The organism is Enterococcus sp. DIV0008, from assembly GCF_050542615.1.
In the GTDB taxonomy this organism is placed as follows: Bacteria; Bacillota; Bacilli; order Lactobacillales; family Enterococcaceae; genus Enterococcus_D; species Enterococcus_D innesii.
In genome coordinates, this window is record NZ_CP172937.1 from 1264689 (window position 1) to 1289425 (window position 24737).

At 38.9% G+C, this 24737-nt stretch carries 37 protein-coding genes; 32 read left to right on the forward strand and 5 right to left on the reverse strand.

What is annotated here, in order from left to right; all coding sequences use genetic code 11:
* The first annotated feature begins 77 nt into the window (after nt 1-77).
* From IGI84_RS05960 to IGI84_RS05970, 3 genes are read left to right on the forward strand one after another with little or no spacing between them, the layout of a single operon-like run.
* Nucleotides 78-1010: an ABC transporter ATP-binding protein gene (locus IGI84_RS05960; RefSeq protein WP_200125149.1), complete on the forward strand. Its 933-nt coding sequence runs from the start codon at nt 78-80 to the stop codon at nt 1008-1010.
* A 12-nt stretch (nt 1011-1022) separates the two neighbouring features.
* Nucleotides 1023-2168: an ABC transporter permease gene (locus IGI84_RS05965; RefSeq protein ID WP_220426161.1), complete on the forward strand. Its 1146-nt coding sequence runs from the start codon at nt 1023-1025 to the stop codon at nt 2166-2168.
* Nucleotides 2155-3327 carry an ABC transporter permease gene (locus IGI84_RS05970; RefSeq protein ID WP_200125145.1) on the forward strand — a complete coding sequence of 391 codons (1173 nt, stop codon included), beginning with the start codon at nt 2155-2157 and terminating at the stop codon, nt 3325-3327. The genes IGI84_RS05965 and IGI84_RS05970 overlap by 14 nt, the downstream gene beginning before the upstream one ends.
* A gap of 54 nt (nt 3328-3381) precedes the next feature.
* On the opposite strand, the gene IGI84_RS05975 is transcribed toward IGI84_RS05970, so the two are convergent.
* A complete protein-coding gene (locus IGI84_RS05975) occupies nt 3382-4353 on the reverse strand; it encodes a diacylglycerol/lipid kinase family protein (protein WP_200125143.1) in 972 nt (323 codons plus the stop codon).
* A 654-nt stretch (nt 4354-5007) separates the two neighbouring features.
* Between IGI84_RS05975 and bsh the strand changes: the two genes are divergently transcribed.
* Nucleotides 5008-5982 (forward strand): choloylglycine hydrolase, encoded by a 975-nt coding sequence (gene bsh, locus IGI84_RS05980; protein ID WP_096742526.1) that lies wholly within the window; start codon nt 5008-5010, stop codon nt 5980-5982.
* A 59-nt stretch (nt 5983-6041) separates the two neighbouring features.
* Here bsh and IGI84_RS05985 read toward each other — a convergent pair whose 3' ends face one another.
* Nucleotides 6042-6569, reverse strand: a complete 528-nt coding sequence (locus IGI84_RS05985; RefSeq protein WP_200125141.1) for an FUSC family protein — start codon at nt 6567-6569, stop codon at nt 6042-6044.
* Nucleotides 6570-6909: 340 nt separating this feature from the next.
* On the opposite strand from IGI84_RS05985, the gene IGI84_RS05990 reads away from it, so the two are divergent.
* On the forward strand, nt 6910-7608 hold the full coding sequence (locus tag IGI84_RS05990; RefSeq protein WP_200125139.1) for a hypothetical protein: 699 nt from the start codon (nt 6910-6912) through the stop codon (nt 7606-7608).
* Between the two features lie 687 nt (nt 7609-8295).
* Here IGI84_RS05990 and IGI84_RS05995 read toward each other — a convergent pair.
* From IGI84_RS05995 to IGI84_RS06005, 3 genes are all read right to left on the reverse strand, one after another.
* Nucleotides 8296-9423 carry a tyrosine-type recombinase/integrase gene (locus IGI84_RS05995; protein ID WP_430600886.1) on the reverse strand — a complete coding sequence of 376 codons (1128 nt, stop codon included), beginning with the start codon at nt 9421-9423 and terminating at the stop codon, nt 8296-8298.
* 102 nt (nt 9424-9525) lie between these two features.
* Nucleotides 9526-9873: an ImmA/IrrE family metallo-endopeptidase gene (locus IGI84_RS06000; RefSeq protein ID WP_167823148.1), complete on the reverse strand. Its 348-nt coding sequence runs from the start codon at nt 9871-9873 to the stop codon at nt 9526-9528.
* A gap of 12 nt (nt 9874-9885) precedes the next feature.
* Nucleotides 9886-10203, reverse strand: a complete 318-nt coding sequence (locus IGI84_RS06005; protein WP_262119601.1) for a helix-turn-helix domain-containing protein — start codon at nt 10201-10203, stop codon at nt 9886-9888.
* Nucleotides 10204-10494: 291 nt separating this feature from the next.
* Here IGI84_RS06005 and IGI84_RS06010 point away from each other — a divergent pair, with 291 nt between their 5' ends.
* The 27 genes from IGI84_RS06010 to terL all read left to right on the forward strand — a co-directional run bounded on the left by IGI84_RS06010 (nt 10495) and on the right by terL (nt 24737).
* Nucleotides 10495-10731 (forward strand): hypothetical protein, encoded by a 237-nt coding sequence (locus tag IGI84_RS06010; RefSeq protein ID WP_430600887.1) that lies wholly within the window; start codon nt 10495-10497, stop codon nt 10729-10731.
* Nucleotides 10731-11036: a DUF771 domain-containing protein gene (locus tag IGI84_RS06015; protein ID WP_086317090.1), complete on the forward strand. Its 306-nt coding sequence runs from the start codon at nt 10731-10733 to the stop codon at nt 11034-11036. Before IGI84_RS06010 ends, IGI84_RS06015 begins: the two co-directional genes overlap by 1 nt.
* A 120-nt stretch (nt 11037-11156) precedes the next feature.
* Nucleotides 11157-11339, forward strand: coding sequence for a hypothetical protein (locus IGI84_RS06020; protein WP_430600888.1), 183 nt, complete (start codon nt 11157-11159; stop codon nt 11337-11339).
* Between the two features lie 164 nt (nt 11340-11503).
* Nucleotides 11504-11839: a hypothetical protein gene (locus tag IGI84_RS06025; RefSeq protein WP_430600889.1), complete on the forward strand. Its 336-nt coding sequence runs from the start codon at nt 11504-11506 to the stop codon at nt 11837-11839.
* Nucleotides 11839-12522 (forward strand): ERF family protein, encoded by a 684-nt coding sequence (locus tag IGI84_RS06030; RefSeq protein WP_430600890.1) that lies wholly within the window; start codon nt 11839-11841, stop codon nt 12520-12522. The genes IGI84_RS06025 and IGI84_RS06030 overlap by 1 nt, the downstream gene beginning before the upstream one ends.
* A gap of 5 nt (nt 12523-12527) precedes the next feature.
* Nucleotides 12528-13247, forward strand: a complete 720-nt coding sequence (locus tag IGI84_RS06035) for a putative HNHc nuclease (RefSeq protein ID WP_430600891.1) — start codon at nt 12528-12530, stop codon at nt 13245-13247.
* A 1-nt stretch (nt 13248) separates the two neighbouring features.
* The gene (locus IGI84_RS06040) at nt 13249-14025 is read left to right on the forward strand and encodes a phage replisome organizer N-terminal domain-containing protein (protein WP_430600892.1); all 777 of its coding nucleotides are present in this window, start codon (nt 13249-13251) and stop codon (nt 14023-14025) included.
* A gap of 4 nt (nt 14026-14029) precedes the next feature.
* Entirely contained in the window at nt 14030-14872 is an 843-nt protein-coding gene (locus IGI84_RS06045) for an ATP-binding protein (RefSeq protein ID WP_430600893.1), read from the forward strand.
* A 186-nt stretch (nt 14873-15058) separates the two neighbouring features.
* Entirely contained in the window at nt 15059-15472 is a 414-nt protein-coding gene (locus tag IGI84_RS06050) for a hypothetical protein (RefSeq protein ID WP_430600894.1), read from the forward strand.
* 80 nt (nt 15473-15552) lie between these two features.
* Nucleotides 15553-15837 (forward strand): RusA family crossover junction endodeoxyribonuclease, encoded by a 285-nt coding sequence (locus IGI84_RS06055; RefSeq protein WP_430600895.1) that lies wholly within the window; start codon nt 15553-15555, stop codon nt 15835-15837.
* Nucleotides 15834-16235: a hypothetical protein gene (locus IGI84_RS06060; protein WP_430600896.1), complete on the forward strand. Its 402-nt coding sequence runs from the start codon at nt 15834-15836 to the stop codon at nt 16233-16235. Before IGI84_RS06055 ends, IGI84_RS06060 begins: the two co-directional genes overlap by 4 nt.
* Nucleotides 16232-16702, forward strand: a complete 471-nt coding sequence (ssb, locus tag IGI84_RS06065; RefSeq protein WP_430600897.1) for a single-stranded DNA-binding protein — start codon at nt 16232-16234, stop codon at nt 16700-16702. Before IGI84_RS06060 ends, ssb begins: the two co-directional genes overlap by 4 nt.
* A 151-nt stretch (nt 16703-16853) precedes the next feature.
* Nucleotides 16854-17087: a hypothetical protein gene (locus IGI84_RS06070; RefSeq protein ID WP_430600898.1), complete on the forward strand. Its 234-nt coding sequence runs from the start codon at nt 16854-16856 to the stop codon at nt 17085-17087.
* Nucleotides 17087-17398 (forward strand): hypothetical protein, encoded by a 312-nt coding sequence (locus IGI84_RS06075; RefSeq protein WP_228073940.1) that lies wholly within the window; start codon nt 17087-17089, stop codon nt 17396-17398. The genes IGI84_RS06070 and IGI84_RS06075 overlap by 1 nt, the downstream gene beginning before the upstream one ends.
* A 36-nt stretch (nt 17399-17434) precedes the next feature.
* Nucleotides 17435-17740 (forward strand): hypothetical protein, encoded by a 306-nt coding sequence (locus tag IGI84_RS06080; protein WP_430600899.1) that lies wholly within the window; start codon nt 17435-17437, stop codon nt 17738-17740.
* 31 nt (nt 17741-17771) lie between these two features.
* Entirely contained in the window at nt 17772-17945 is a 174-nt protein-coding gene (locus tag IGI84_RS06085; protein WP_430600900.1) for a hypothetical protein, read from the forward strand.
* Nucleotides 17946-17986: 41 nt separating this feature from the next.
* Entirely contained in the window at nt 17987-18853 is an 867-nt protein-coding gene (locus IGI84_RS06090; RefSeq protein ID WP_430600901.1) for a DNA cytosine methyltransferase, read from the forward strand.
* Nucleotides 18854-19149: 296 nt separating this feature from the next.
* A complete protein-coding gene (locus IGI84_RS06095; protein ID WP_430600902.1) occupies nt 19150-19527 on the forward strand; it encodes a YopX family protein in 378 nt (125 codons plus the stop codon).
* On the forward strand, nt 19517-19705 hold the full coding sequence (locus IGI84_RS06100) for a hypothetical protein (protein ID WP_430600903.1): 189 nt from the start codon (nt 19517-19519) through the stop codon (nt 19703-19705). The genes IGI84_RS06095 and IGI84_RS06100 overlap by 11 nt, the downstream gene beginning before the upstream one ends.
* Nucleotides 19702-19902, forward strand: a complete 201-nt coding sequence (locus IGI84_RS06105; protein WP_430600904.1) for a hypothetical protein — start codon at nt 19702-19704, stop codon at nt 19900-19902. The genes IGI84_RS06100 and IGI84_RS06105 overlap by 4 nt, the downstream gene beginning before the upstream one ends.
* Nucleotides 19899-20051 carry a hypothetical protein gene (locus tag IGI84_RS06110; RefSeq protein ID WP_430600905.1) on the forward strand — a complete coding sequence of 51 codons (153 nt, stop codon included), beginning with the start codon at nt 19899-19901 and terminating at the stop codon, nt 20049-20051. The genes IGI84_RS06105 and IGI84_RS06110 overlap by 4 nt, the downstream gene beginning before the upstream one ends.
* A complete protein-coding gene (locus IGI84_RS06115) occupies nt 20051-20371 on the forward strand; it encodes a hypothetical protein (RefSeq protein WP_430600906.1) in 321 nt (106 codons plus the stop codon). The genes IGI84_RS06110 and IGI84_RS06115 overlap by 1 nt, the downstream gene beginning before the upstream one ends.
* A gap of 37 nt (nt 20372-20408) precedes the next feature.
* Nucleotides 20409-20822, forward strand: coding sequence for a hypothetical protein (locus IGI84_RS06120; protein WP_113849809.1), 414 nt, complete (start codon nt 20409-20411; stop codon nt 20820-20822).
* 239 nt (nt 20823-21061) lie between these two features.
* On the forward strand, nt 21062-22273 hold the full coding sequence (locus IGI84_RS06125; RefSeq protein WP_430600907.1) for a helix-turn-helix domain-containing protein: 1212 nt from the start codon (nt 21062-21064) through the stop codon (nt 22271-22273).
* 325 nt (nt 22274-22598) lie between these two features.
* Nucleotides 22599-22913 (forward strand): hypothetical protein, encoded by a 315-nt coding sequence (locus IGI84_RS06130; RefSeq protein ID WP_430600908.1) that lies wholly within the window; start codon nt 22599-22601, stop codon nt 22911-22913.
* Between the two features lie 17 nt (nt 22914-22930).
* On the forward strand, nt 22931-23332 hold the full coding sequence (locus IGI84_RS06135; protein ID WP_430600909.1) for a phBC6A51 family helix-turn-helix protein: 402 nt from the start codon (nt 22931-22933) through the stop codon (nt 23330-23332).
* The gene (terL, locus tag IGI84_RS06140; protein WP_430600910.1) at nt 23325-24737 is read left to right on the forward strand and encodes a phage terminase large subunit; all 1413 of its coding nucleotides are present in this window, start codon (nt 23325-23327) and stop codon (nt 24735-24737) included. The genes IGI84_RS06135 and terL overlap by 8 nt, the downstream gene beginning before the upstream one ends.

The following is a 24737-nucleotide window of genomic DNA, read 5'->3' on the forward strand; positions in this document are numbered from 1 at the left end:
AGCCAATCGTCACTAGTTTCTTTCCTTGAAGTTTATTATAGTCAGATTAACAAGAAATTTGGAAGGAGTTTTTCATCGTGATTATCGAAATTGATAAATTAGTTAAACGCTATGGTGATTTTGTGGCATTGAATCATTTTGATCTGCAAGTACAAGAAGGAGAGGTTTTAGGATTATTGGGACCAAACGGCAGCGGGAAATCGACCGCCATCAACTGTATGCTCTCTTTGTTAAACTATGACAAAGGCACCATCAAACTGTTTGGATCAATCATGACGCCTGAAAATTATGCCGTTAAAGCAATGATCGGGGTCGTTCCTCAAGATGTTGCCGTCTTTGAAGAACTTAGTGTGCAAGAAAATATCGATTATTTTTGCGGGTTATATGTTGCTGACAAAGAGAAACGGCAAGGATTGATCGAAGAAGTGATTCAATTAGTGGGTTTGGAAAATTTCGTGACCTTTCATCCAGGAGAGCTGAGCGGTGGCTTGAAACGGCGGTTGAATATCGCCTGCGGGATCGCACATAAACCACGTTTGATTTTTTTGGATGAACCAACAGTAGCTGTCGATCCCCAAAGTCGTAATAAAATTTTGGAGAGCATCAAAGAGCTAAATCGCCAAGGAGCAACGATCGTTTACACGACCCATTACATGGAAGAAGTAGAAATTCTGTGTGACCAGATCGTGATTATGGATCAGGGACAGGTGATTGCCAAAGGGACTAAGGAATCTCTGAAGGACATGGTACGCACGGCAGATCGTTTGACCATCGACATCCCCTTATTGCCTGACCACGTGTTGGTAGCGATTCAGAACACCATTACTGCTAACGGAATCGTTTACAAAGACGGACAGCTCGAAGTAACAACAACGGAACTCAATACGGTCTTGTTACCCATTTTGACACTCTTACAAGCAGAGAAAATCAGTTACGGAAAAATTGCAACCAAAGAAGCAACCTTAAATGATGTCTTTTTAGAGATCACAGGCAAGGAATTGAGAGACTGAGGAGGGAAAACCATGTTTTGGCATTTTTATAAATACCGTACAAAAGTGCTACTGCGAAATAAATCGATGTTGTTTTGGACGTTGGCGTTTCCCATTCTCTTAGGCCTAATGTTTATGGCGGCCTTTGGGGAGATCGATCAAGCGGGAAATTTAGAGACAATCACGACGGGGATCGTAAAAACCGGGGATCAAACCGCGCTTACGGAAAATTTTCCCACCGTCCTTGAACAAGTGGAAATCAATGAAAAACCATTATTTGCACTCGAGGAATTACAGGAAACAGAGGCAGATGAAAAGCTGACCGCCGGTAAATTAGCTGGATATTTCCTGATTGACGACAAAACCATTTCTCTGCATGTGGGCCAAGCGGGCATGAGTCAGACGTTGATGAAAAATGTAATGGATCAATTTTTACAACGTACAGCGATCATTGCTAGTAAAGCTGCAGAACTTGAAACGCTTGATCTTGCACCAATTATGGCCGCATTTGAACAGGAGGCGACTTTTCAAGAAGTGAATGCAGATCGTGACATGAGTGTCAAAAGTTTCTATTTCTTTACCTTGATCGGGATGGCGATCCTCTTTGGGACGATGTGGGGTGTCCGCAATGTCCAGGATCAGCAAGCCAATCAATCCGCGAATGGTATTCGGCTTTCCTTGATACCAAGGAATCGGACATTGGTTTCAAGTGCGAATTTGGCGGCGAGTTTTACGATTGTGTTAGTCGAAATTTATCTTATCTTAGCCGTCTTTCGTTTTGTCTATCAAGTAGACTTTGGTGATCGTTGGCAATGGTTGTTGCTGGTTGCCGCATTAGGATCATTGTGTGCGATTTTGCTAGGGACATTGATTGGAAATCTGACGCCAAAAATGAATTTGGTGCAAAAAGATGGCATTTTGGTCTCCGTTACAATGGCAATGAGCTTTTTTGCTGGGATGATGGGCTCGGAACAAATCAAGTATTGGCTTGATCTACATGTGCCGATACTGGGGCAAGTAAATCCCGTCAATTTGATCAGTGAAAGTCTCTATCAATTGTATTACTATACAGATTTGAGTAGCTTTTATACCAATCTTTTCTGGTTGACTGGCTTTATCGTCCTTTTGTCAATTGGAAATGCTTGGATCGAAAGAGGGGTGCGCTATGACGCTTTATAAAACGATTTGGACTTTGCTGAAGGCAAATAAGTCGAACTTACTAATTGGAGTATTGATCACAGTTGGTGTCACGTTCTTTTATGCGCAAAGCATCGACGTCGAAAACACCTCTTTACAAGAAGCCAACATTGCTTTGATCAGTGAGGAGGAGTCGCCAGTCGTTGATGGTCTTCGGGAGTACTTGAAGGAAAAGCAAACCTTGGTTGCTTTAGAGGGGACCTCACAAAAAGAAATTGACGATGCCCTTTATTTTAATCGTGTAAACATTGTCTTGCATTTGCCAGCTGATTTCTCCAAACAAGTGGAGGCTGGCCAGATGCCAACGATCGAGATTCAAAGCCGGCCAGATGCTTTTTCTAAAACCATTGTCACCCAGCAAGTGAACACGTTCTTACAGACGCTTTTACTTTTTCAAGAAGAAGGCAAAACAGTCAGTGAGGCGATAGAAGAAACACAAACAGCGCTAGCCGTCACAGGGCAAGTTGAGCTCAGTACAGAATATAGTCAACGAATGAAAAAAATGTTAACAGGCATGACCTTTAACTTATTGTCATATGGCCTCTTTCTATCAATATTTAGCGGGTTTGGTGTGATCAATCTGGCCTTTAACCGCCAAGAAATCAGCAAGCGAAACCAGAGTGCGCCTCTTCCAAAGCGGATGCTACAGCGGAAAATCCTGTTAAGCTTAATCAGTTACTCGCTGCTTTTAACCTTCGGCTTTTTATTACTGATGGTGTTACTAGTGATTCGCACATCCTGGGATACAGCAGCTTGGTACCACATTTTGAACACGTTTTTGTTTTTACTACCTGTCATCAGCTTCTCGGCTTGTGTCACCTCTCTTGTGAAAAATTCAGAAGCGATCGGCGGTATCAGCAATATCTTTATAACCGGAAGCTGTTTTATCGGTGGGGTCTTTGTGTCCGCGAACTTTCTGCCGGATATCGTCAATAAAATCGCGGCATTCACGCCAACCTATTGGTTTGTTCAAAACAATACCTTGATCAGTGAGACCCTCACGTATAATCAAAGGTTCAATGAATCCTTCTGGTTCAATGGCTTTGTCTTGGTAACATTTGCAGCAGTATTTTCAATGATCCAATTTATTTTGGGAAGAGAAAAAAGCCGTCGTTGGCAATACAACTCGGCGAAAAATTAATAATCTAACGTATAGAAAAACGATACAAATCAGCAGCGATTTGTATCGTTTTCTTTATGGGCACCAAAATAATTGACTAGCTGTTGTAAAAGTAATATCAAAGGGACGTTGGCCCATTTCCTCACCGTCTTCTTGTCCATGTTGGGGCACGGTAGAGATAATTCTCAGCTTCGACGTGGAAAGATGGTGAAAGTAACGTGAATTCATGTGTTTCTTTCGCATCAGTAAACCGATCAGCCAGAAAATCTTAAAAATCGATACACGCTCGACAAGAACAAAATCAAACTTTTTCTCTTTGACCGAAGCGGTTGGGGCGATCGCAACACCGCCGCCAAAGTAAGGATGGTTGGTCGTAGTGCATAGAAAAGCTTTCTTATAACTGAATTGTTGCCCATTACACTCAACTAAGATCGGGAAGCCTTTTTGGCGAAACAAAACCCGAATAATTGCAGCGATATAGGAAAAGGAGCCGAGGTTAAACTTATTCAGACTACTTTTTGCCACAGAGTGATTGGTGGTGTAGACGATTGCCGCATCAAGGCCAATACCGACATTGTTAAGCGCAATGCCGCTTTCCTCCTGGATCTGCTCATCATAGTGGATAATGGCCAATTCTTGGGGCTTAGTAGTACCCGCAATTTTCCAAAATGCTTTTTCCGGTTCCCGCGGCAACTCGATACTTCGCGCAAAATCGTTTCCTGAGCCAGCGGGGATGTAAGCAACGGGGATTTGTTGTTGTTCAAGTTGTAACTCTGATACTACTTGGTGCAGCGTTCCATCTCCCCCGATAACGACCAGCAATGGATATAGCATTTCGCCATTTTCTAAATAAACATCGTCCCAAGGCAAAAGGCGTTCTTTTAAGAGTTTTCGGGTGATGTTTCGTTCGTCGCCGGGCGATTTTGTTAAATAGAGTTGATGGGGGAAACGATGCTTGTTTAGGATTTTTTGCACACGCTCCGCCGCTTTTTTCCCCCTTCCACTGCCTGAGGCAGGGTTTACGAGGAAGTGATAATAATAGTTCATTTTATGAATAGCTCCATATCGTTTTTTCGTTCAATGCGTTTAATTATAGCATGTTTCGACAGAAGGCGGGGAGACGATGCCTGAAAAAAAGAGCAAAAAAATAGATTCGACGATTGTGCTTTCTGGGTTTTCAAAGGTTCTTATGTCCACTTTGATCCTCAGGTAACGATGCCCATCGCCGAATCCTATTCAATTAGTAAGGAGTAACTCAAATTCCCACATCCTTTGTCTTTTTTTCTAAGTTGACAACAATTCTTTTCTTGCAGAACCTGCTTCGTCTGCTTTACTGGGAATCCTTGCTCCTTACACTTATAGTATAGCACATTTTTTATATTGGGCAATCGCTTACATTGTTTTGTCGATGCCTTTTAGAGAAATTTAAATAGTTTAATGAAAGGTAAAGGAAAAAGGGTGGAGATTATGATCATCGCCGCTTTTGAACGGCTCTTCTAAAGAATTTGTAATCAAAGTGAATTTGCGAGAAGGTAGGCTAACTAAAGAATACTAGATTGAAATTGCCTTATATACAGTATATTAAAATGATTTTAAATCATTTAATTGTATTTTTATTATTATTTATTGCTTTTTCCTTGTTAAAAAAAAGCGATAGGAGTAAATTAGTAGTGTAAAAAACTTATTTTAGGAGGAAGTATTATGTGTACTGCGTTAACTTATGTAACGAAAGATCATTATTTTGGCAGAAATTTTGATTATGATGTTTCTTATAAAGAAGTAGTGACCATTACTCCGAGAAATTATCCATTCAAATTTCGCAAAGTAAGTGAAATAGATCACCATTACGCAATGATTGGGATTGCTGCTGGAGTCGCTGAATACCCACTGTATTATGATGCGGTCAACGAAAAAGGCTTAGGTATCGCTGGTTTGAATTTTCCAGAAAATGCTTTCTATAATGAGTTTCAAGAAGGAAAAGAGAATGTTACGCCTTTTGAGTTCATCCCATGGCTCTTAGGACAATGCGCTACTGTCGAAGAGGTAAAAGGGTTATTAGCTAATGTCAATCTCGTTCGGATCAATTTTAGTGAGGAATTGCCTTTATCGCCTTTGCATTGGATGATTGCTGATAAAAAAAGTGCCATCGTTGTGGAAAGTATGAGTGACGGCCTTCATATTCATGAAAATCCGGTGGGAGTTTTGACAAATAATCCGCCATTTGACTATCAATTGTTCAATTTGAATAACTACCGTGTGTTATCATCGAAAACTCCGGAAACTCATTTTTCTGACAAGCTGGATTTTGATGAATATAGTCGTGGAATGGGAGGCTTAGGGCTGCCAGGAGATCTTTCTTCGATGTCTCGCTTTGTCAAAGTAGCTTTTACCCGATTGAATTCGGTTTCTGGAGAATCTGAATCCGAAAGCATTAGTCAGTTCTTCCATATTTTAGGTTCGGTTGAGCAACAAAAAGGACTTTGTGACATAGGCAATGAGCGCTATGAGTACACGATTTATACTTCTTGCTGCAATACAGATAAAGGAATCTATTACTATCGTACGTATGAAAATAGTCAAATCGTTGCAGTTGATATGAATAAAGAAGATTTGGAAGGTAATGCACCGATTTCTTATCCATTAATTGAAGACCAACAAGTTCTTTTCAGTAACTGATCCATTCTTAAAAAAACCATCTCAAAGCTGTTTTGAGATGGTTTTTTTCTTTTCCATTTTTAAAATGAGTCACTCTCATTTGTTGTCGTCTTCGTCCCTGCGTTACTTTTATTCGGAAATGGAAAAAAGCGATTCACCAATATCGCAATCGTCATGCCGATAAAACTATCAACAATCCGATTAAAAGCATACAAGTAAGATTCAGTTTGAGGAATCATAAATAAAATCGTCAATAGTGTGGCACAAGCACCAACTGTTCCCTCGGAATAATCAAATTTGACCAGTAAAGCGATCATCAACATGATCACTAAAGGGATCGCAATCATTTGTATAAAGGACGAATGTCCGAAAAAGTTAAAAATTGCTATACAAAACACGGAGGCAATTGCGCCAAAGCTATTACCGGCAATCCGATGTTTCCCGTATTTGACGGTGTTTTCATGATCTTCTCTTAATGTGAAAACAGCTGTGATCGTCGATACGACGTAGGTTTCTCGATTCAAAAGAAAACTGATCAAAATACAGAGGAATACACTGATTCCCGTTTTTACATTTCTTAAGCCAAAGGTCAATCCAAATAAGTTCAATCATGACATCCTTCCAAAATAAATTTCAACGAATTAGATTATACCACAATGCAGGCGGTCATTCGTTTCGATTCTCAGAAAAACGAACACTGATTTTTCTTCGTAAGTCAAGATGCACCTTCTATCAGTAGTTGAATAGCTAGTTTGATGCTAAGCATTTTTCAACTTCGAGTTTGAAATAATACAATAATTGGAACGCCCTCTAGAAGTGTTGATTTTACGCTTTACCCAGCAGTTCATTTTCTAAGTGAGTTGAAATGATGAAAAATTATTTATTGCTTATAAATAGATTGTTTTTTAACAATATTATTGGCATAATCAAAAATAAGGAGGGGTTAAAATGAAAAAAGTTTCTATACTATTGGTGTTATTGCTTGGCTTCGTTGTTTTTCCGATGACAGTTTTTGCTGCATCTTCACCAAGTGTGAGCTATCAAACAAATATCCAGTCTCAAGGGTGGCAATCATGGAAAACAAATGGTCAGACGTCAGGGACCACAGGGAAAGCAAAGCGACTTGAAGCAATCAAGATAAAAATTACTAATGAAAAATACAAAGGGAATATTGAATATAAAACCTCCATTCAGAAACAAGGATGGGAAAAATCGTTTAGAAAAAATGGGACTCTGTCTGGTACAAGTGGAAAAGGGCAACGGTTGGAGGCGATCCAAATCAAACTCACCGGTGAGATCGCTAAGTATTATGATGTCTATTATCGAGTCAATACACAACAATTTGGCTGGATGGGATGGGCGAAAAACGGGCAGTCTTCAGGAACGTCCGGCTTTGGCTTTCAACTGGAAGCAATCCAGGTCAAACTGGTGAAAAAAGGTGGGAAAGCACCTGGAACGACGAATGATGCATTTCGAGATGGATTAAAAAAGTACGTAGACAAACAAGGCAAAGGGTTGATCAAAGGGTCCAAGCAAAAGATTTACCACATACCGGGTAGTCAATACTATAAAAAAACGACAAGTCCGATTCGTATGTTCAAGACGGAAGTGGAAGCGTATAAAGCTGGTTATCGGCCTGCTAAATAGAGGTGTGGCAGGCATTCGCTGAGTAAACATCTATGAGAAATTGCTTTGCCAAAAAGTAACGAGGCAACGAGAAGAAAGCTATTTTTGTTCAAAAAGTAACTGCATCGTCTGATTCATTCTAAACATCCCTTTCCATTAACGAAAAGGGATGTTTAACGTATTCAAGATGATTACTGTGTGTAGATTAGGCGGATCTTATAGTAATTCAGCATTTAACCTTCCATCACGAGATGCGTCTTCATTTAGCGAGGTTTCAACATAAAGCCACCATCTTCATCGTTCATCTCTTCGGTAGGCCTAAAAATAATATTTTTGCCATCTCTTTCAAGGGTAAAGATTGAATCACAAGCCATTAGAAAATCTGACGATGGATGACTCATTGATCGTCGAATAGGACTAGAAAATGAAAGCTGCGAAGTGTTTCTTTGAATCAACGAATGAAGGAATAGAGGGAGCAATTCCATCTGCATAAATTTTTGTCAGGTGAATTCGAGATGATTTGATGATTAAATGGCCAGTTTAACATTGATATATGGCTATTAATGTGTATAATAAGTACTTGTGCGAAGCGCACCGCGGTTCATCAACCAAAACGTTTATATTCCATTAAAACCCTTCAAACCAACATATAAAGCTCCTTTTTAGCTTTTTCATCCACAAAACATCCACATGAAAATAGAACTTATTTTAGAAATAACGTTCATACATAGATATAGCTTCAGTTTCCATTTTTTTAGAAACATGAAGATACACGTTTGCGGTCATATTTATCGAAGAATGTCCTAAACGTTCCGATACATATTTAATGTTTGACCCACTTTCAAGTAAGTGTACTGCATGAGAATGTCTTAGTGCATGAGGCGAGAGGCGAGGTAGCTCGGCTAAATCGCACATTTTATAAAAGTAGGTTCTATAATTCGACTGCTTGATAAAGTTCCCGCGTTCATCTGTAAAAATATACTCTTGATTAGGTATGCTTCTGGATGAAGCGAGGGCTAGCTCGTTTTTCTTGATTTTGAAATTCTTCAATAATTCGATTAAGTATCTGTCAATTACAATTGTTCTATAGCTTGATTGAGTTTTTGGAGGGTTTATATAGTCAGTTTTTCCCTCTCGATACAAAGTTTTGTTGATTTCTATTTTATTTCTGTTCCAATCATCCCATTTTAATGCAGAAGCTTCTCCTAGTCGCAAACCAGTTCGCGATAAGAGTGTTGATAGTACAAAATACAGGTAGTCCATAAAATCATTTTCTTCCGCGTGACTTTTGCTGATGTCTAAAAAATAAACCAAATCATCTTTTTCAAAGAATTTTATTTCTTTTTTGTTTTTGTGTGATTTAGGATACTTTATATTTTTCATTGGATTGGATTCTAGTAGCTGGTATTCTACAACAGCATCCTCGAGCGCGCTATTAAATGGGGCAACATATGATTTGACAGAATCTACATTTAAGTGATCGCAAAGTTCGTTGATCCATGTTATACATTCAAGTCTTGTGATTTCAGTAAGTTTGTAAAACTCGAATCGTGGAAGAATGTATAAACGAATAGATTTTTTTATTCTATATAAAGTTGACTGTTTGACAGTCCGTGCTTTTAGATCGATCCACATCTTTAAATAGTCGCCTACAAGCATTGATTCATTGTATAAGGCTTTTCCCTTTTTTATCCGATTTTCAACCTCGATCGATGCTGCTAATGCTTCTTTTTCTGTTTTAAAACCTTGCTTGGCAACTTCTTTATAAACTCCATTTTTCTTATAGCGAACTCGGTAGCGCCAATTGTCTTTAGCTACTTCTTTAATGTTTGCCATATTGTACCAACTCCTTATATTTGATAAAATAGGCATAGCAAATAAGCCTATATGTTTATTGCTCTGCACGCCTTCTGACCGCCAAGAAAGAGAGGCGTGCTTTTATTTGAAATAATTAATGTCGTATCCCATACCTATATCGAAAGTTTCTATAACCTGGCTGTAGTTATAAAATCCATCATTCTCATTAATTATATAGTTGACCATAAAATTGTTTGCTTCGTTTTCCATCTTAGAATGAGCAACAAAATTTTTATATAGAGCGACGTAGTCTTCGTGGTCAATTACATGTTTCATCTCGTGAACTATCACTCTTTTCATTTCATCATCAGATAATTTCTGATTTACAAAAATGATTTTCCACGCAGGAACATAATATCCCTTTTTTTCCATTTCTTTAACTACTATTTTGACCCCGAGTTCATCCAATTGGCTTCGCAGCTCGTTCACAAAATCACCTCATTATTTACCTTTACGGCCCATCATATAAGCAATTATTGCTTCTTTATCGCTTTCGGTCATTTCTTCGCCGTCAAACGAAAGCACATTTTTTAAAGCAGCTCTTAATTCAGTCTCTTCTTTTGTAATATCCTTCCTTTCCAATAAATCATCAATAGATGCTCCAAAAAAATCAGCAACTTTTTGTACATTCTCAATTTTAGGAGAAGCGTTATCCCACCTTCTGATTTGTCCATTAGAGAGACCAACTTTTCTTTCGATTTCAGCAAAAGTAACATTTTTCTCGTCTGCAAGTCGTTTGATATTTTGTACTAAACTCACTTATATCAACCTTTCTAGTGCTTACGAAAAAATATATTAACTTTTAAGCTATTTCTGTTTGACAATTAACTTAAAAGCTATTATACTGTGTTCATAAGCTAATATTAAAGCTAACAAGTACAACGAAAAAACTCATGTTAATTAATTATTCGTGGTCGCCAAACTTTGAATCATTAATGTAGAGCTATTTGTGCGCTTATTTAACTATGTACTTATGATAGCTTAAAAGTTAACTAGCGTCAACTACTTTCTTTGATATTAGCTTAAAAATTATTTAGGAAGGAGAACACAATGATTATCACGGATTTTGCTGAAATTGTAGAAATCAAACGAAACCGCGAAGGAAAGACTTTAAAGTACTTGGCGGATCTGATCGGCGGTAAATCAATTGTTTACACGAAGCAAGTAATCGCAGGTATTCAAAACGGTGAAAATGCTAGAAAGTATCGCCAAATTATCGCTGATGATCTAGGGATATCACTCGCTGAATTAGAAGAGATGAAGAATTCGAACCGGGAGGGTAAGTAATGATTGAACAACCTCGAATTGAAATCATTGCAGATAATGATTGGCTTGAGAAATTTGCCAAAGAATATTTGCAGCAATTATATGATGAACGTTTGAAACCAGAATGGCTTACAATTCCTGATTTGGAAGAAATTACGAGACACGAAAGAAAATGGATCATGGAACATATCATTAATGATCCATACGTTCAGAAAAATGGAATCGCTAAGAAGGCTGGGGGAAATACTAAGTCAAAATGGATTGTTGATGCTGAAAAAATAAGACCTTTTTTGAAAAGACTGTTTGCTAGTTTTCCGAATGAATAGGAGGAACCAAATGAAAATCACTATCTCAATAGAAACAAACAGTTCGACAATGCAGCACACCGTCTCGACAAGAGAAGAAGCGCTCGCTTTGATCGATCGATACTTCAAGGAGGAGTCAGCATGAAGAAAATCTACTGGATCAGACGTACAATATTCATTCTTGTCATCTTCGCATTGGGAGCCTTGCTTTCATCAGAACCACCAACATGGTTAGTCATCGGATTCCCTTGTGTCGCAATGTTACTGCTAATGATCTATGACGATGCAGTATTTGAATTACGATCAAGGACGGTGAAGAAATGACTAGAGCGGAAGTACTTGACCTATACTATCGCACGCTTGACTGGAAAGAAATTTACTATGAAGCACAAGCAAAAATGGACACAAAAAAAGACTCCGGCCGGCAAGCATAGAGTCTTACGAAAAATATTTACCTAAGTTTACCACAAATAAAGAGGAGTGGAAAGATGTCAGATTATATCGCAACAAATTACGACAAGCTGATGCAAGACGAACGCAGCCACGTCATGCTGAATACGCATCAATTTAAGGGTTTTGATGAATACAAGGAAGAACGCATCATGACAAGCTACAAACCTCGTATAGTCAACGCTGACGATGAATTGTTTATCGTTTTTGTTAAGCCTAATCCAGGCACAATCATCTTTTCATTGGATGAGGTTTACCAAAAAACAAAACAATATCTGGTCCATGCCGAAGACATCTGCGAATTCATATTTGACGAAAAAGACAAAGATTTAGTTTGGAGCGCTGAACCAGTTTTAGGGAAGGATTTGATTTAATGGCGGAGAAAAATATTATTCAGAAATTAATCACTCTCAGAAAAAAGATTCCGTATATCAAAAAGGAACAAAAACAGTATATGAAATTTGCTGTTGTGAGTTCTGAAACGGTTCTAACGGAATTTAACCGTCATATGAATAGTTTAAACCTCTATTTGAAAACCGAAGTTCTTCATAAAGAAATCGAACGACAAAAAGTAGGTATAAACGAAAAGACCAAAAAAGATGTTTTCAACTATTTAGTGACATTGGACATGAAATATACATGGGTCAACGCTGATAATCCTTCAGAAAGAGAAGAAATTTTGTTTGCTGCTATGGCGGATGATGAGAATGCTTCATACGCATACGGTCAAGCACTAACCTATGCCGAAAAAACATTCTTTCTTAAAGAATTTAACATTCCGACTGATGAAGTCGATCCAGATGTTTTTCAAAAAGAAATTCTTAAACGCATTCCAGCAGAACCAGAGCAGAAAGAAGCGATTGAAATTCAGTTACAAAAACTACATGACTTGAAAGGCCAGCCGAAAGAAGCCTTTTTCGAACAAGCGAAGATGTCAAACGGGATCTCTCAAGCTAAAGCACTTGATGATTTCAGCGGCTATGATTTCGGTTTGGTTATGAATACTTTGACTAAATGGGTCAATGGGTATGAAAAAGAAGCCAAAAAGAAGAAGTGATGTAAATGTTTCATTTAGGTAAAGTAATCGATCATCAAGGGAAAAGATTGACTATCGAATTTGAAGACGAAATAAATGCCGAATACCTCAAAATGATGGCTCGTGAGAAAGAAAATCTGGTCAAAGTAAAAATCATAGATAATGAGCCACTCTCAGCGAAGCAGAATAAGCTTTCTCACGCTTTAATTCGAGACATAGCTAATTGGTATGTTGATGATCCAGAACACGTAGAAGAGATGCTCAAATACGATTATAAGTACACAGAAGACGAACCTTTCTCGCACGCCGTAGCAAGTATGAACGAAGGCAATATTTGGATAACGAAACTCATTCAATTTGTCATAAGAGAAGGGGTTCAACTCAAGCAAAGATACTCATATCTCCTAGAACATGATAGCTTTTTCTACTATTGCTGCAAGTATCGGAAATGTGCAGTTTCTGGTAGACCAGGAGCGCAAATACATCATGTCACGGCAGTTGGAAATCGTCATAGAAATAACGTTGACCATCGGCTATTTCCATTCGTGGCTTTGGATTGGAAAACGCACAATATTGCTCACCAACTTGGGCAAGAGGAATTTCTAAAGAGATACCAGATCAAGCCGGTTTATTTGGATAAAGAAGCTTTAATCAAGATCGGCATTATGAGTAACGCTCAAATAATGCGTTTTGATGAAAAGTACGAAACTGAAGAGCTGTTTAAGAGAGCGATAGAGGAGGGATAAAGTGTCTGATAAGCAAAAAAAACGATATTACTGGCTCAAACTCAAAGAGAATTTTTTTGAGGAAGACACAATCGAGTGGTTAGAAGAACAACCGAACGGCAAAGAGTACTGTCTATTTTATTTGAAACTTTGCCTTAAATCATTGAAGACTGAGGGAATGCTTGTCAGAAACGTTGGCAATATGATGATCCCTTATGATCCAGAGTCATTGGCCAAGTTAACAAATTCTAGCGCCGACACCGTAAAAGTTGCAATGGATCTATTCCACAAAATTGGACTGATACAAATTATGGATGGCGGAGAAATTTATCTGAGTCAACTTAACGAATTAGTTGGCTCAGAAACTGAATATGCTATTCAAAAAAGACTTCAAAGAGCAAAGGAGGACAAAGTCCAGAAATTGTCTGGAAATAGTCGCCTAGAGAAAGAGTTAGAGAAAGAGAAAGAGAAAGAGAAAGAGTTAGAACTAGAACAAGAAGCTAGTATTAATCCTTTTGATATCTATCAAGAATGCTTCGGGGTCTTAAATCCGCTTAACTCAGAAGATATATCTATGTGGGTTGAAGACATTGGCGTTGAAATGGTTGCTGCTGCTATGAAAAAAGCAGCGATTGACAATAAACCTTATTCGTATGCTGTTGGTATTATGCGTAATTGGTCCAAAAACAATATCAATACCCTAAAAGATGTCGAAGCAAATGAAGTTAGGTTTAAAAACAAATCTGTCGGCAAGCTTGAAAATACAGGATCTAGCGAATATGACGATTTAGGATGGTGATTTATTGGAAAGCGTAGCAGTAGGTATTTCAAGACTTATAGAGCAAACGCTAGAAGTCAGAGGAGTTTGTCCTGAGTGTAACGGCGCTCTGTACGGTTGGAAAACGAAAAATAAAGACGGTTCAGATAGATGCGCACCTACTTGCATGGTGTGTGGATATTATGCCTTAAAACTAAAAGTAGATGCAGATACGAACAAGCGATACGAAACCAGTCTGAAAAAGAAGAATCATGATTTATTCAAGTATAGATCAGTGATTACTGATTATGCCTTGTTCGACAAGTCGTTAGATAACTACCAGACCAAAGAAGAAGAAACTGCGGTTGCTATGACTTATGCAGTGGACTTTATCAAAGAGGTTTTGAATGGGAACCCTTCGCATATGATTTTGTCTGGAAAGTCTGGAGTTGGTAAAAGCCATCTATGCATGGCGGTTTGTTGGGCGATACTGCAAGAAAGCCAATACTCAAAGAAAGTATTGTTTGTCAATTACAGAGAGTTGTTGGAAAGGCGCAAGGCTTCTTTTAACGATCAAGCTGAGTCGAAAAATCAAATAGCCCTTTTACAAGATATCAAAACAGTAGACTTCGTGGTTATTGATGATTTGGGCGCAGAGCTTGGTGGTAACAACATAAAAGATAGCACCAGTTTTAACAACGATATCTTGTACTCTATTTTAGAAGCAAGGCAAAATAAAGCATTAATGGTAAACACAAATTTAACATCGGATGAAATCAAAAAAGCTTACGGCGAGCGAATATTGTCAAGAATATCAAAAAATTCAAAGCGGCATAACATTCAATTTACTAGAACCACTGACAAACGGATAAGAGGTGTAGATCAATGACTGGAGCATTAATACAAGAACATGTGATTTGTCTGGACGGATGGAGATTTGATTTCCCTAAACATACGGTAGCCAGAGCCGTTGCATTGCTAGATAAGGGAGTTAAGCCCACAGTGGTAGCCAAGACGCTAAAACTAACAGAAAAGGATATAGCGGTCATAACTCTAGATCACTTGGACAAGCGAAATGCGCTATAAGGACGTTAGCACAGGCAAAGAATTTCAAGAATATTTGAAAGAGCATGAAATGGTGCCAAGTTGTATTTCGGAAAAATATCTTGAATGTGTACGGCGTTCGCAACAGACGATAACCAATTTGATCAACTTAACCGACTTAGAAAGGCGGTATTACGAAGCCATAGGAATAGATTTGGAAAAGGAGCTTAGATATTGGGAAGCTCATAGAAAAGCCTATATTCAAGTTGCGTTATCTCAGTGCGAATTTAAGAAAAACATTCATAATCTGGCAGGATGGATGAGCGCAAACGAAGCGTATAAGAAAACGATGATCGAATATGATTTGGCGCCAATTCTGGTTGAATACAAACCTTTGGACCCAGAGCATTGCAAACGATACTTGAAAGCGAGGGGAATGTTCTGATTATCACGATACCAGGAGAGCTAACAGACCTGAACAAATTCATCAATAGTCAGCGGACAAACCGATATGCAGGCGCTAAGTTGAAAAAGGAGAATACGGAAAAATGTTGCTATGCATTCTTTATGGCGAAAGCGGCAGGCTTAAGAGTGATAACGCCGATCAATTTGAAAATCACTTGGTACTGCAAAAACAAGCGCAAGGATAAAGACAACGTGGCATTCGGGATCAAGTTTATCTTGGACGGCATGATTGAAGCGAGAGTGATCGCGAATGATGGATGGGGCGAGATAGCCAACTTTGAGCATCGGTTTGAAGTGGATAAGGATTGCCCGAGGATTGAAATTGAATTGGAGGAAGCAATGTGAACAGATTATTAAAACGTTTGAAAGAAGAACGAATTCAAGGAAGTAGCGCTGTACTCAATTACTCGAACTTTGATTACTGGGTAAATTGGGACGATATTGTTGACATCGTTGAAGATCACGATCAACCGCAACTCAACGAGAATCAGCAGATTGTGTTGGAGTGGTTGAAATCAACTTGGATAGATCGAAAGAAAAATTGTTGGTTTCCTTTTGAAGTCATTAACTCACTGTACTACCAGTTTGATTCTGTTTGGGGCAATCATGATTTTAAAGAGGTTGAGCAGATTGAAAAAGAAAAACCCTATATCAAAGCATATGGCGAGTTGACAGCTCTTGAGCAGTTTGAAGTACTGGAAAAATTCTCTCGATGGGCTTTAGTAAAGGAGGAAGAAAAATGATAAACAATGTCACTCTAGTCGGAAGACTAACGAAAGATCCAGATTTGAGATACACGACCAGTGGTACAGGAGTTGCAACCTTTACCTTAGCAGTTAACCGAAACTTCACAAGTGCTGATGGAACTCGGGAAGCGGATTTCATCAATTGTGTTATTTGGAGAAAGCCAGCTGAAACATTAGCGAACTATGCTAAAAAAGGCGTGTTGATCGGAGTAACAGGGCGGATTCAAACTCGTTCTTACGAAAACCAACAAGGACAAAAAGTTTATGTCACCGAAGTGATTGCGGACAACTTCCAGTTGTTAGAAAGCAAGAAAGCCGATTCTAGCCAAAATACACAAGGTAGCGGCGTTTCAAATAGTCAAACGAATAATTACACTCGCAACCAACAAAACACAAACAGCGCAACGGCAGACCCATTTGGAAACTCGTCAATTGATATCAGCGATGACGATTTACCATTTTAAGAGGTGAGCAGATGACACCAACTAAAATCCAAATCAGAAACATGTCGGATAAGGACCTAGTATGGAGAAAGAAAGTGACCGACAGCCATGTGGAGAGATTGATTAAGCAACAAGAATGGCTAGCCGAGGAAATGGAGCGGAGGAGTAAAGCATGAAACTAGCAGATACAGTAACAAGAGTGCAAGACGGCAAGTATAGCCCGCCGCCACGTGTAGTCAAAAAGCAACGGAGAGTAAAAGCAGGCATCGAGTATTGGTGCGTGACCGAACGTTTTACAAAACCTTTCAAAGCAGTGTGTGTCAAAGTACTTGAGAACTCAGCTATTGTGACGTTTGGCAGCGATCGGACAGTAGTTAAATTGCGAAATATGAAGAGGGTGGAATAATGGCTAACAAAGAAGATTTGTATCGGTTGGAAAAGTTAGTTAATACGCCAGGTGCTGATGAAGACGAAATCAGAGTTTTGAGAAAGGCTTTGTGGGGAAAGAGTTACGATCGACCAAAGCAGAATAGATACAACTCAACGCCAGTCAGATTTACTTTTCCAGATGGTGAAGTCAAAGAATTCAGCACACAGCGTGAAGCTGCAGAGATGTCAGGGCTGAATAAATGGACTTTGGATCGAGCATGCAGATTGCAGATACCTTTGAAGAAAGGCAATTTCGCAGGTGCAACGGTCGAGATATTGAGTCAGTAATCGGAAGAAATTGCGGAATTGAGGGAAGTGAAAACTATGGAATACAAAGGCTATAAAATTCAAGATGAATTTAGCGATAGCAACAGGTTTAAAGGAGTTCGAGTTCACCTTTACAACAATCAAAATGGAATGTACGGATTCATTGAGGTGGGTAAAGAGTTCGATTTATGGGGATTAGGTGGTATCGAACCAGAGAATTTAAACAAAGAAACATGGAAAATGTTAGTTGAAAAAGCAATAGACAGTTATAGCGATAAGTCTGAGTATTATGTGCAGAAGTATTCATTTGACTTTGTTCAGGGGATGAATTGTGGCTTTACAAGGCGTTTACCAGTTGATTAACGACAGAAATTACGGAAAGAGGGATTCACAAATGGATAAGGAAGTAGTAGCAGTATCAAAAAAAGCGGATAAGTATTTTGTAGTCCTTGAAGATGACAGTCGAATCCAAGTAGATTCTAAGGAGTTTCAAAGAGTAAAAAAATTATTATCAAAAGGCGCCACTGTATTTTTGGAAGTAAATGAAGAAAGTAATTGTGTGGAATAAAGTTCGTATCCACCAAAATAACCAACTGAAGGAGTGATGAATTGATAACAGCAAAAAGTTACTTTAGCGGTGCAGGCGGTATGGATCTAGGAATGATTGAAGCTGGAATTCATATTCTTGAATCATATGAAATAGATTCGAAAGCCGTAGGGACACTGAAAAATAATTTTGAACACACGATCAATCAAAGTGATATAACTCAAATCACCGTTTTGGATCAACAAGATGCGGATGTTTATATCGGCACTTTTCCTTGTACAAGGTATTCGAATATTGCCGATATCAGTGGAACAAGAACGGGTGATGATTTATTCTTACACTTCTTTCGACATATAGCTTTAGCAAAGCCCGAAGCATATGTAATTGAGAATGTTCCAGGGATGCGCAAATTTCAAGTAGTAATGGAGTGTGTGACTAAGCTGCCAGATTACTATGTCAGAGTAGAATGTCCAGTCAACGCTAACTGGTGGCTTCCACAAGAGCGAAAGAGACTGATTGTGATTGGCACTAGAAAGCCATTCAATAATTTAGACTATCCCCTTGCTATTGATCAAATGCCTGTGACCGTTGGGGATATTTTAGAAGATGATCCAGAAATTCATATACCTGAATATGTTTATAAACGGTTGAATGGCGGATATCGGGATAAACCTATTATCACAACCAGAGAGGGGAAAGCTCCCACCTGTGTGGCGCATTATGCCAAAGATCGCAGCACTCGATTAGTTGATGATGGAAATCGAATACGACCATACACTGTTTTGGAATACCAACGGCTTCAGGGATTTCCCGACTGGTTTAAATTTGAAGGAACAGAAAGTGATGCGTATAGGCAAATAGGAAATGCAGTACCTGTGAACATGGGACGTTGGATAGGCGAGCAATTACAAAAATATTTTAATAGCTAAGTCAGCTATCCGACGAAACAAAAAAACTACTCTAAGGGAAGAGTAGTAAAAAATTAGAATTTAATTTTTTGAATCATTAATACCGTGTTTTACAGCAAGTCTAATGACCCAATATAAACAAAAACCAATGAAAATGTACCAAACTAAACTGAAAAGCCACATTTCAATCACTCCTTTTTTTAAGTATATCATTCAATGTTAAAAGTAGACCATTAAAAATTTAACTATGGTAAAGAGAGGATGTGGCAACACAATTATTTCCGCAATCGTCAGCGATAGCAAACAGGAGGGATAAAATGATACCAAAATTTAGAGCGTGGGAACCAGATACGAAATTTATGAACGATCAAGTCCGAGTGACGAGTAACCGATTCGGCGATGGTGAGGTTTTGGTAGAGGCTACCGATGGTTTTGGTTGGATAGAAGTGAAACCAGAGTACCTCATGCAATCAACACGCTTGAAAGACAAGAACGGCGTGGAGATTTTCGAAGGGGATATAGTAGCAATTAAGTATTCTGAATCTGGATATCACTACTATGAAAAAATAGTTTTCGAGAATGGAACTTTCACTGCAGGGGATGAGGATTGGCTATATAACATCAAAGATTATTGCGTTGTATGTGGCAACATATACGAAAACCCAGAACTATTGGAGCCAGCTAATGAAAACTAGTCACTCAATTATCAGAATACTGTTGACGATCGCAGGTCTGAGTTGGCTTTCCTATACAATTGTGGATCAACAGAAGCAGATTGAACAACTTCAAGAGCAACTGCAGTATGAGCAGATGAAGTACAAGATTATTATTAACGATCCATTGGTACGAGATGCTATGGAAGCAGGGGGATGAAGATGGTACTACCTAAGAAATCAAGTCATGTTCGTGAAGTTAAAATGATGGAAGTTATTCATGTGGTTTCGTTTGAAGGTGAGGGAACCGAAGAAAATCCAGCAAGATTGATCAATGAATATTACTCCAAAGAAGGTGCATTGCTAGCAACTAATGATGAATGGCTAGAGCGGGAAATTGAGAAGGTAAGAAAATGACAGAAGCGGTTTTGATAATTGTAGCTGTAATAGCGGCGGTATTTGCAAGTGTGATTTTCGGTAAAGAATTAGATGAAAATGAGAAGAAAGACATTGCCAAAGAAAAGTTTGAGGACAGTCAAAAAACAAATGAATGGGAGAAAATTTAATGAATGAAGAAAAAGATGTATTAGGCGAAGTTGCTGTGGGATTTTTGAAAATGATTGGAGCGTTTGCGGTTTTAGGGTTCTCAATCGCATTTGGGGGATATGTCGTTATGTTCCTTTGGAATGGGGTTATCCCTCAAACGTTTGGGCTGCCTGTTTTAACTTGGGGGCAAGCAACAGGATTAGACGTGGTAGTGAGCTTTATCGTTATGCAGAAACAACCCAACAATGAGAATGAAACGATTTTGAGCAGCTTTATAAGAGTTTTATCAATCAATTTAATGTTTATGCTCATTGGTTGGATTGTGATGATGTTTATTTAAACATAATAATATGTAGACAAACAAGGAGGGCAAGTGATTGAGTAAGAATGATTCATTAATCAATGAGCTAGATAGAAAGTTTGCTAACTACCATGCATATAACAAAGAGATTGCTATTCGAAAAGAGGAGCTGAAGCTTCGAGAAGTCGATGAAAATATCGGTGGCGGTAGAAGTAATATCATGAGCAATCCGATTGAGTCGCAAGTAATAAAAGAAATGTCTGATCCATACATTATGAATCGTGAGTTGTGGAAGAAAGCTGTGAAGGAAACTCTGAGTGATCAAAGTGCGGATATTAGAGTATTGATCGAAACTAAGTACTGGGGAGAAGATAGTTGGATGGATTGGAAATCATTTGGCGATAAACACGGTTATAGCAAGCCAACAATTTATCGGATTCGGCAAAAAGTATTATTCGATTTTGGCAGAAGAATTGGTGAAATTAACTAATTTGAGACAAAAACGTATAGTTGTCTCACTGTCAATAGGGGTAAAATAGTATTATCAGATATCGCCCACAAGCAGAAACGCACAACGGCATTCAACCTCCTTTTGATACGTAAAATTATTCTGTGGGCGATACAATTTTAGGGTTTATAGTTATCCCGACTGCTAGTCAGCGAAAACTTGTTACATAGTACTTTTTAGTCACTCATTGAGAGTGGCTTTTTATTTTGCAGAAAAGCGAGGTGGCAGACATTACTAAATGGACGGAACAACAGGTCAAACGATTGTCGGAATTGGCAAATGAAGGACTAACAAATATAGAGATAGCGCCTACGCTGTCAGAGGAGTTCGGAGAAGAGTTTTCTTGGCCAAGCGTTAGAAGTAAACGTGCCAGGTTGAAGTTGCCACCGAGCGAAAAGAATATGCGTGTTAAGCAAACTGATAAGGCTAAGAAGAATGTAGTATCTACAGAAATCAAATCAGATGGTACTCAGACAAACCTTATCAAGCTGCGTATGACTGAAGAGCAGTCAAAGAATCCTGATTATGTATTACAAGCACACGGATACGATCCCGATAACTGGGAACTGGTCCAAGCGACTAACAATATTTGGGAACAAAACAACCAAGTAGATGGACTTATACAGCTTTATCAATCAAAGATAGTTGTTAAGCCGAAACCTAAAGGATTTAACTTAGCAGCCTTCACTGAATCGATCAAGCCAGTAAAACTAACAACTATCAAAACAGGAGATAGAAACCTATTCATCGGTTTGGCTGATTGGCATTTCGGTATCACTAAGTTAGAGGACTTACAAGATAAACTAGCGAGAATGATAGAAGTTATATCGAAAGGCTATAAGCAGATTGTTATTGGTCAGCTAGGAGATTTATTCCACAGCAGCCAGATTAAGAAGGCAGTCACGATGGCTGGCACACAGTTAGATGATGTGGATATGGAGCAAGCGATTAAAGACGCTCGCTCTTTTTTTGACGTGTTGATCACTGAGTGTGTGAGGCATTCGAAGCTAGTGACTGTTGAACATGCGGGCGGAAACCATTCGGAGAATTTGGAATACATGTTTCTCCTTTACCTAGAAGCCAAGTATCCAGACATCCAAGTGAATTACCATAATAAGTACCGTCAAGCGTTCATGTTGGATAACGTGGCGATCATGATTACTCACGGGCAGTATGGCAAGCGGAAGGATTTGCCGATGTTGTTCGCTACTGAGTTCAGCGATATATGGAGTAAGGCAACAACAAGGGAGATAATCACTGGTCATTTCCACACGCAACAGACAAACGACTATCAAGGTGTGATCCATCGACAGTTAGGGACCATTAAGCCGAATGACAACTACGAGATTGAGAACGGTTGGACCATGGGCAAGAAGGTGCTGCAGTTGTTTGAATATGATAGTGAAAGGTTGAGGGTGACGTATGACATTTAAAGTAAGATATCTTTTACTAAGATTGCAAATGAAATGGCATTACTATGTTACTCATGATATGGACAAATGGGAAGAACTTTGGAAAAAGAAGAATCGCATGAAAAAGCGCATGGGTGACTGATATGCATTACTATTACATCCAACTATCAGTAGGAATACTAAGGCATAATAACATCCGGCAAGCGGAATTGAAACCTAAGCACACGTTGCTTGAATGCTATCAGCAGTTTGATGACGAGTATATCGATCGGCACAGGTTGATATACATTGGGCATGGATGGAAGAGCGATCTGCATATTGTGGAGAGGTTAAGGAGGTATGGAATGTGAAATTCTATGAAGCGCTGCTAACGATTGATGTAGAACCTGAATTTGCTGAAGCATATAAGAAGGCGATTGAGGGAGAGAACGACAGATACTTTACAGAGAACCCTATTCTGGATAAAGAGGGCAAGATGATCAGCAATGAGATTAAACCTGTGTGGAGTGGGAACTGCGTAAATGTTGATATCGGATATATCCGACCTTTGGCAACATGCTGGTTATCTATTTCAGTAGTATCTCGTACACAAACAAACGTTGAAGAATTCATTAAACAGTATGAGCGAGAGGGAGCAATGCTAGTTAAGAAGAACTTTTAGAAAGAAGGTGAGGTTGCATGACAGAAAATGACAAATACAAACCTACACCAGCTGAGAAAAAACTATTAGAAGTCTTGTTGAACGCTGAGAATGTCGGTAAATCTGTTCAAGAGTTGTGTAATCTCGCTGGTGTTAGTCGAAATAAGTACTATGATTCAATGAAGAAACAAGAGTTTGTCGATTTGGTAAATAAAACGACTATGGAGCTAATCAAAGGGAAAGCCGCTAACGTTTTAAATGCGGCATATAACTTCGCACTAACTGAAAAAGGTCATCAGGACAGAAAAATGATTCTTACAATTGCTGGTATCTACGCTGAGAAGCAAGAAACTAAGATTACTGGTGATATGAAAGTGAGCAATCCTTTTGCTAATCTTTCCGAAGAAGAATTGCGAAAGTTGGCGAGTCGGGATGGATAAAATTGCTCTAGGTGCCAAGATTGAGTTAGCAAAGCGATATTTCTTTGATTATTGTCACTTGATTATGCCGTCGTTTTATAAATCAGATAGAGATTACCTTGTTTCAGTTTGTGGAGAGTTTCAGTCATTCCTTAATGATAATGAGCATGATGTTCTAGTGCTTAATATGCCGCCTAGACACGGCAAGTCATTAACGCTTGGACGGTTTGTTGAATGGGTATTAGGAAATGATCACAGCAAGAAGATTATGACTGGTTCGTACAATGAGACTCTATCAACTGTATTTTCCAAGAATGTGAGGAACACGATCCAAGAGATAAAAGCCGATAAAGATATGATAGTGTACGCCGATATATTCGATGCAAAAATCAAATATGGTGATGGCGCAATGAATCTTTGGAGTTTGGAAGATGGCTATAATAACTACCTGGCTACATCGCCTACTGGTACAGCTACTGGTTTTGGCGCAGATATCATCATCATTGACGACGTAATTAAGAATGCAGATGAAGCAAACAACGCTGCAGTTTTGGATAAGCATTGGGAATGGTTTGTAAACACTATGTTATCTCGCTTAGAAAGCAATGGTAAGATCATTATCAACATGACTAGATGGCATAGCAATGATTTGGCAGGAAGAGCTTTGAAGGAACTACCTCTTAGCGGATATAAGGTTAAGCACATCAACTTTCAAGCATATGATGAAAAGAACGATCAGATGCTTTGTGAAGATGTCCTTTCTTTTGAGGATTACCAGCGTAAAGTTAAAACAATGGGTGCCGACATCGCTAGTGCCAACTATCAACAAGAGCCTATCGATATTAAAGGGAGATTGTACGGAGAGTTCAAGACTTATAGCAATAGATCTAACTATAAGAAGATTTGGCATTATTGCGATACCGCCGATACTGGTAAGGACTACCTTTGCTCGATTGTTTGGGGAGAAACGCTAGATGGCTATCAAGATGTTTTAGACGTTATTTATACGCAACAACCTATGGAATACACAGAGAGCGCAGTTGCGAATCAATTGATTAACTTCAAAGTGAATACATCACGTATCGAGCGCAACAACGGAGGTCGGTCTTTTGCTCGTTCTGTAAGAGAAAAAGCAAAAGGGAAATGTGCAGCTGCTATATCCGATTTCTTTCAAAGCGCCAATAAAGAAGCGAGGATATATTCGAATAGCCATTGGGTTGAACAATATGTGCGGATGCCGAGTGATTGGAGAACAAGGTTTCCTGATTACTACAAGGCAATGACTACATACCAGCGAGAAGGAAAGAACAAACATGACGATGCTCCAGATGCTACAACAGGCATCGCCGAAACGATGAGCATGAACACAACAGAAAAAATAGATGTCATGAAGACGATCGACACATTCAAAAAATTAGGATTGTAG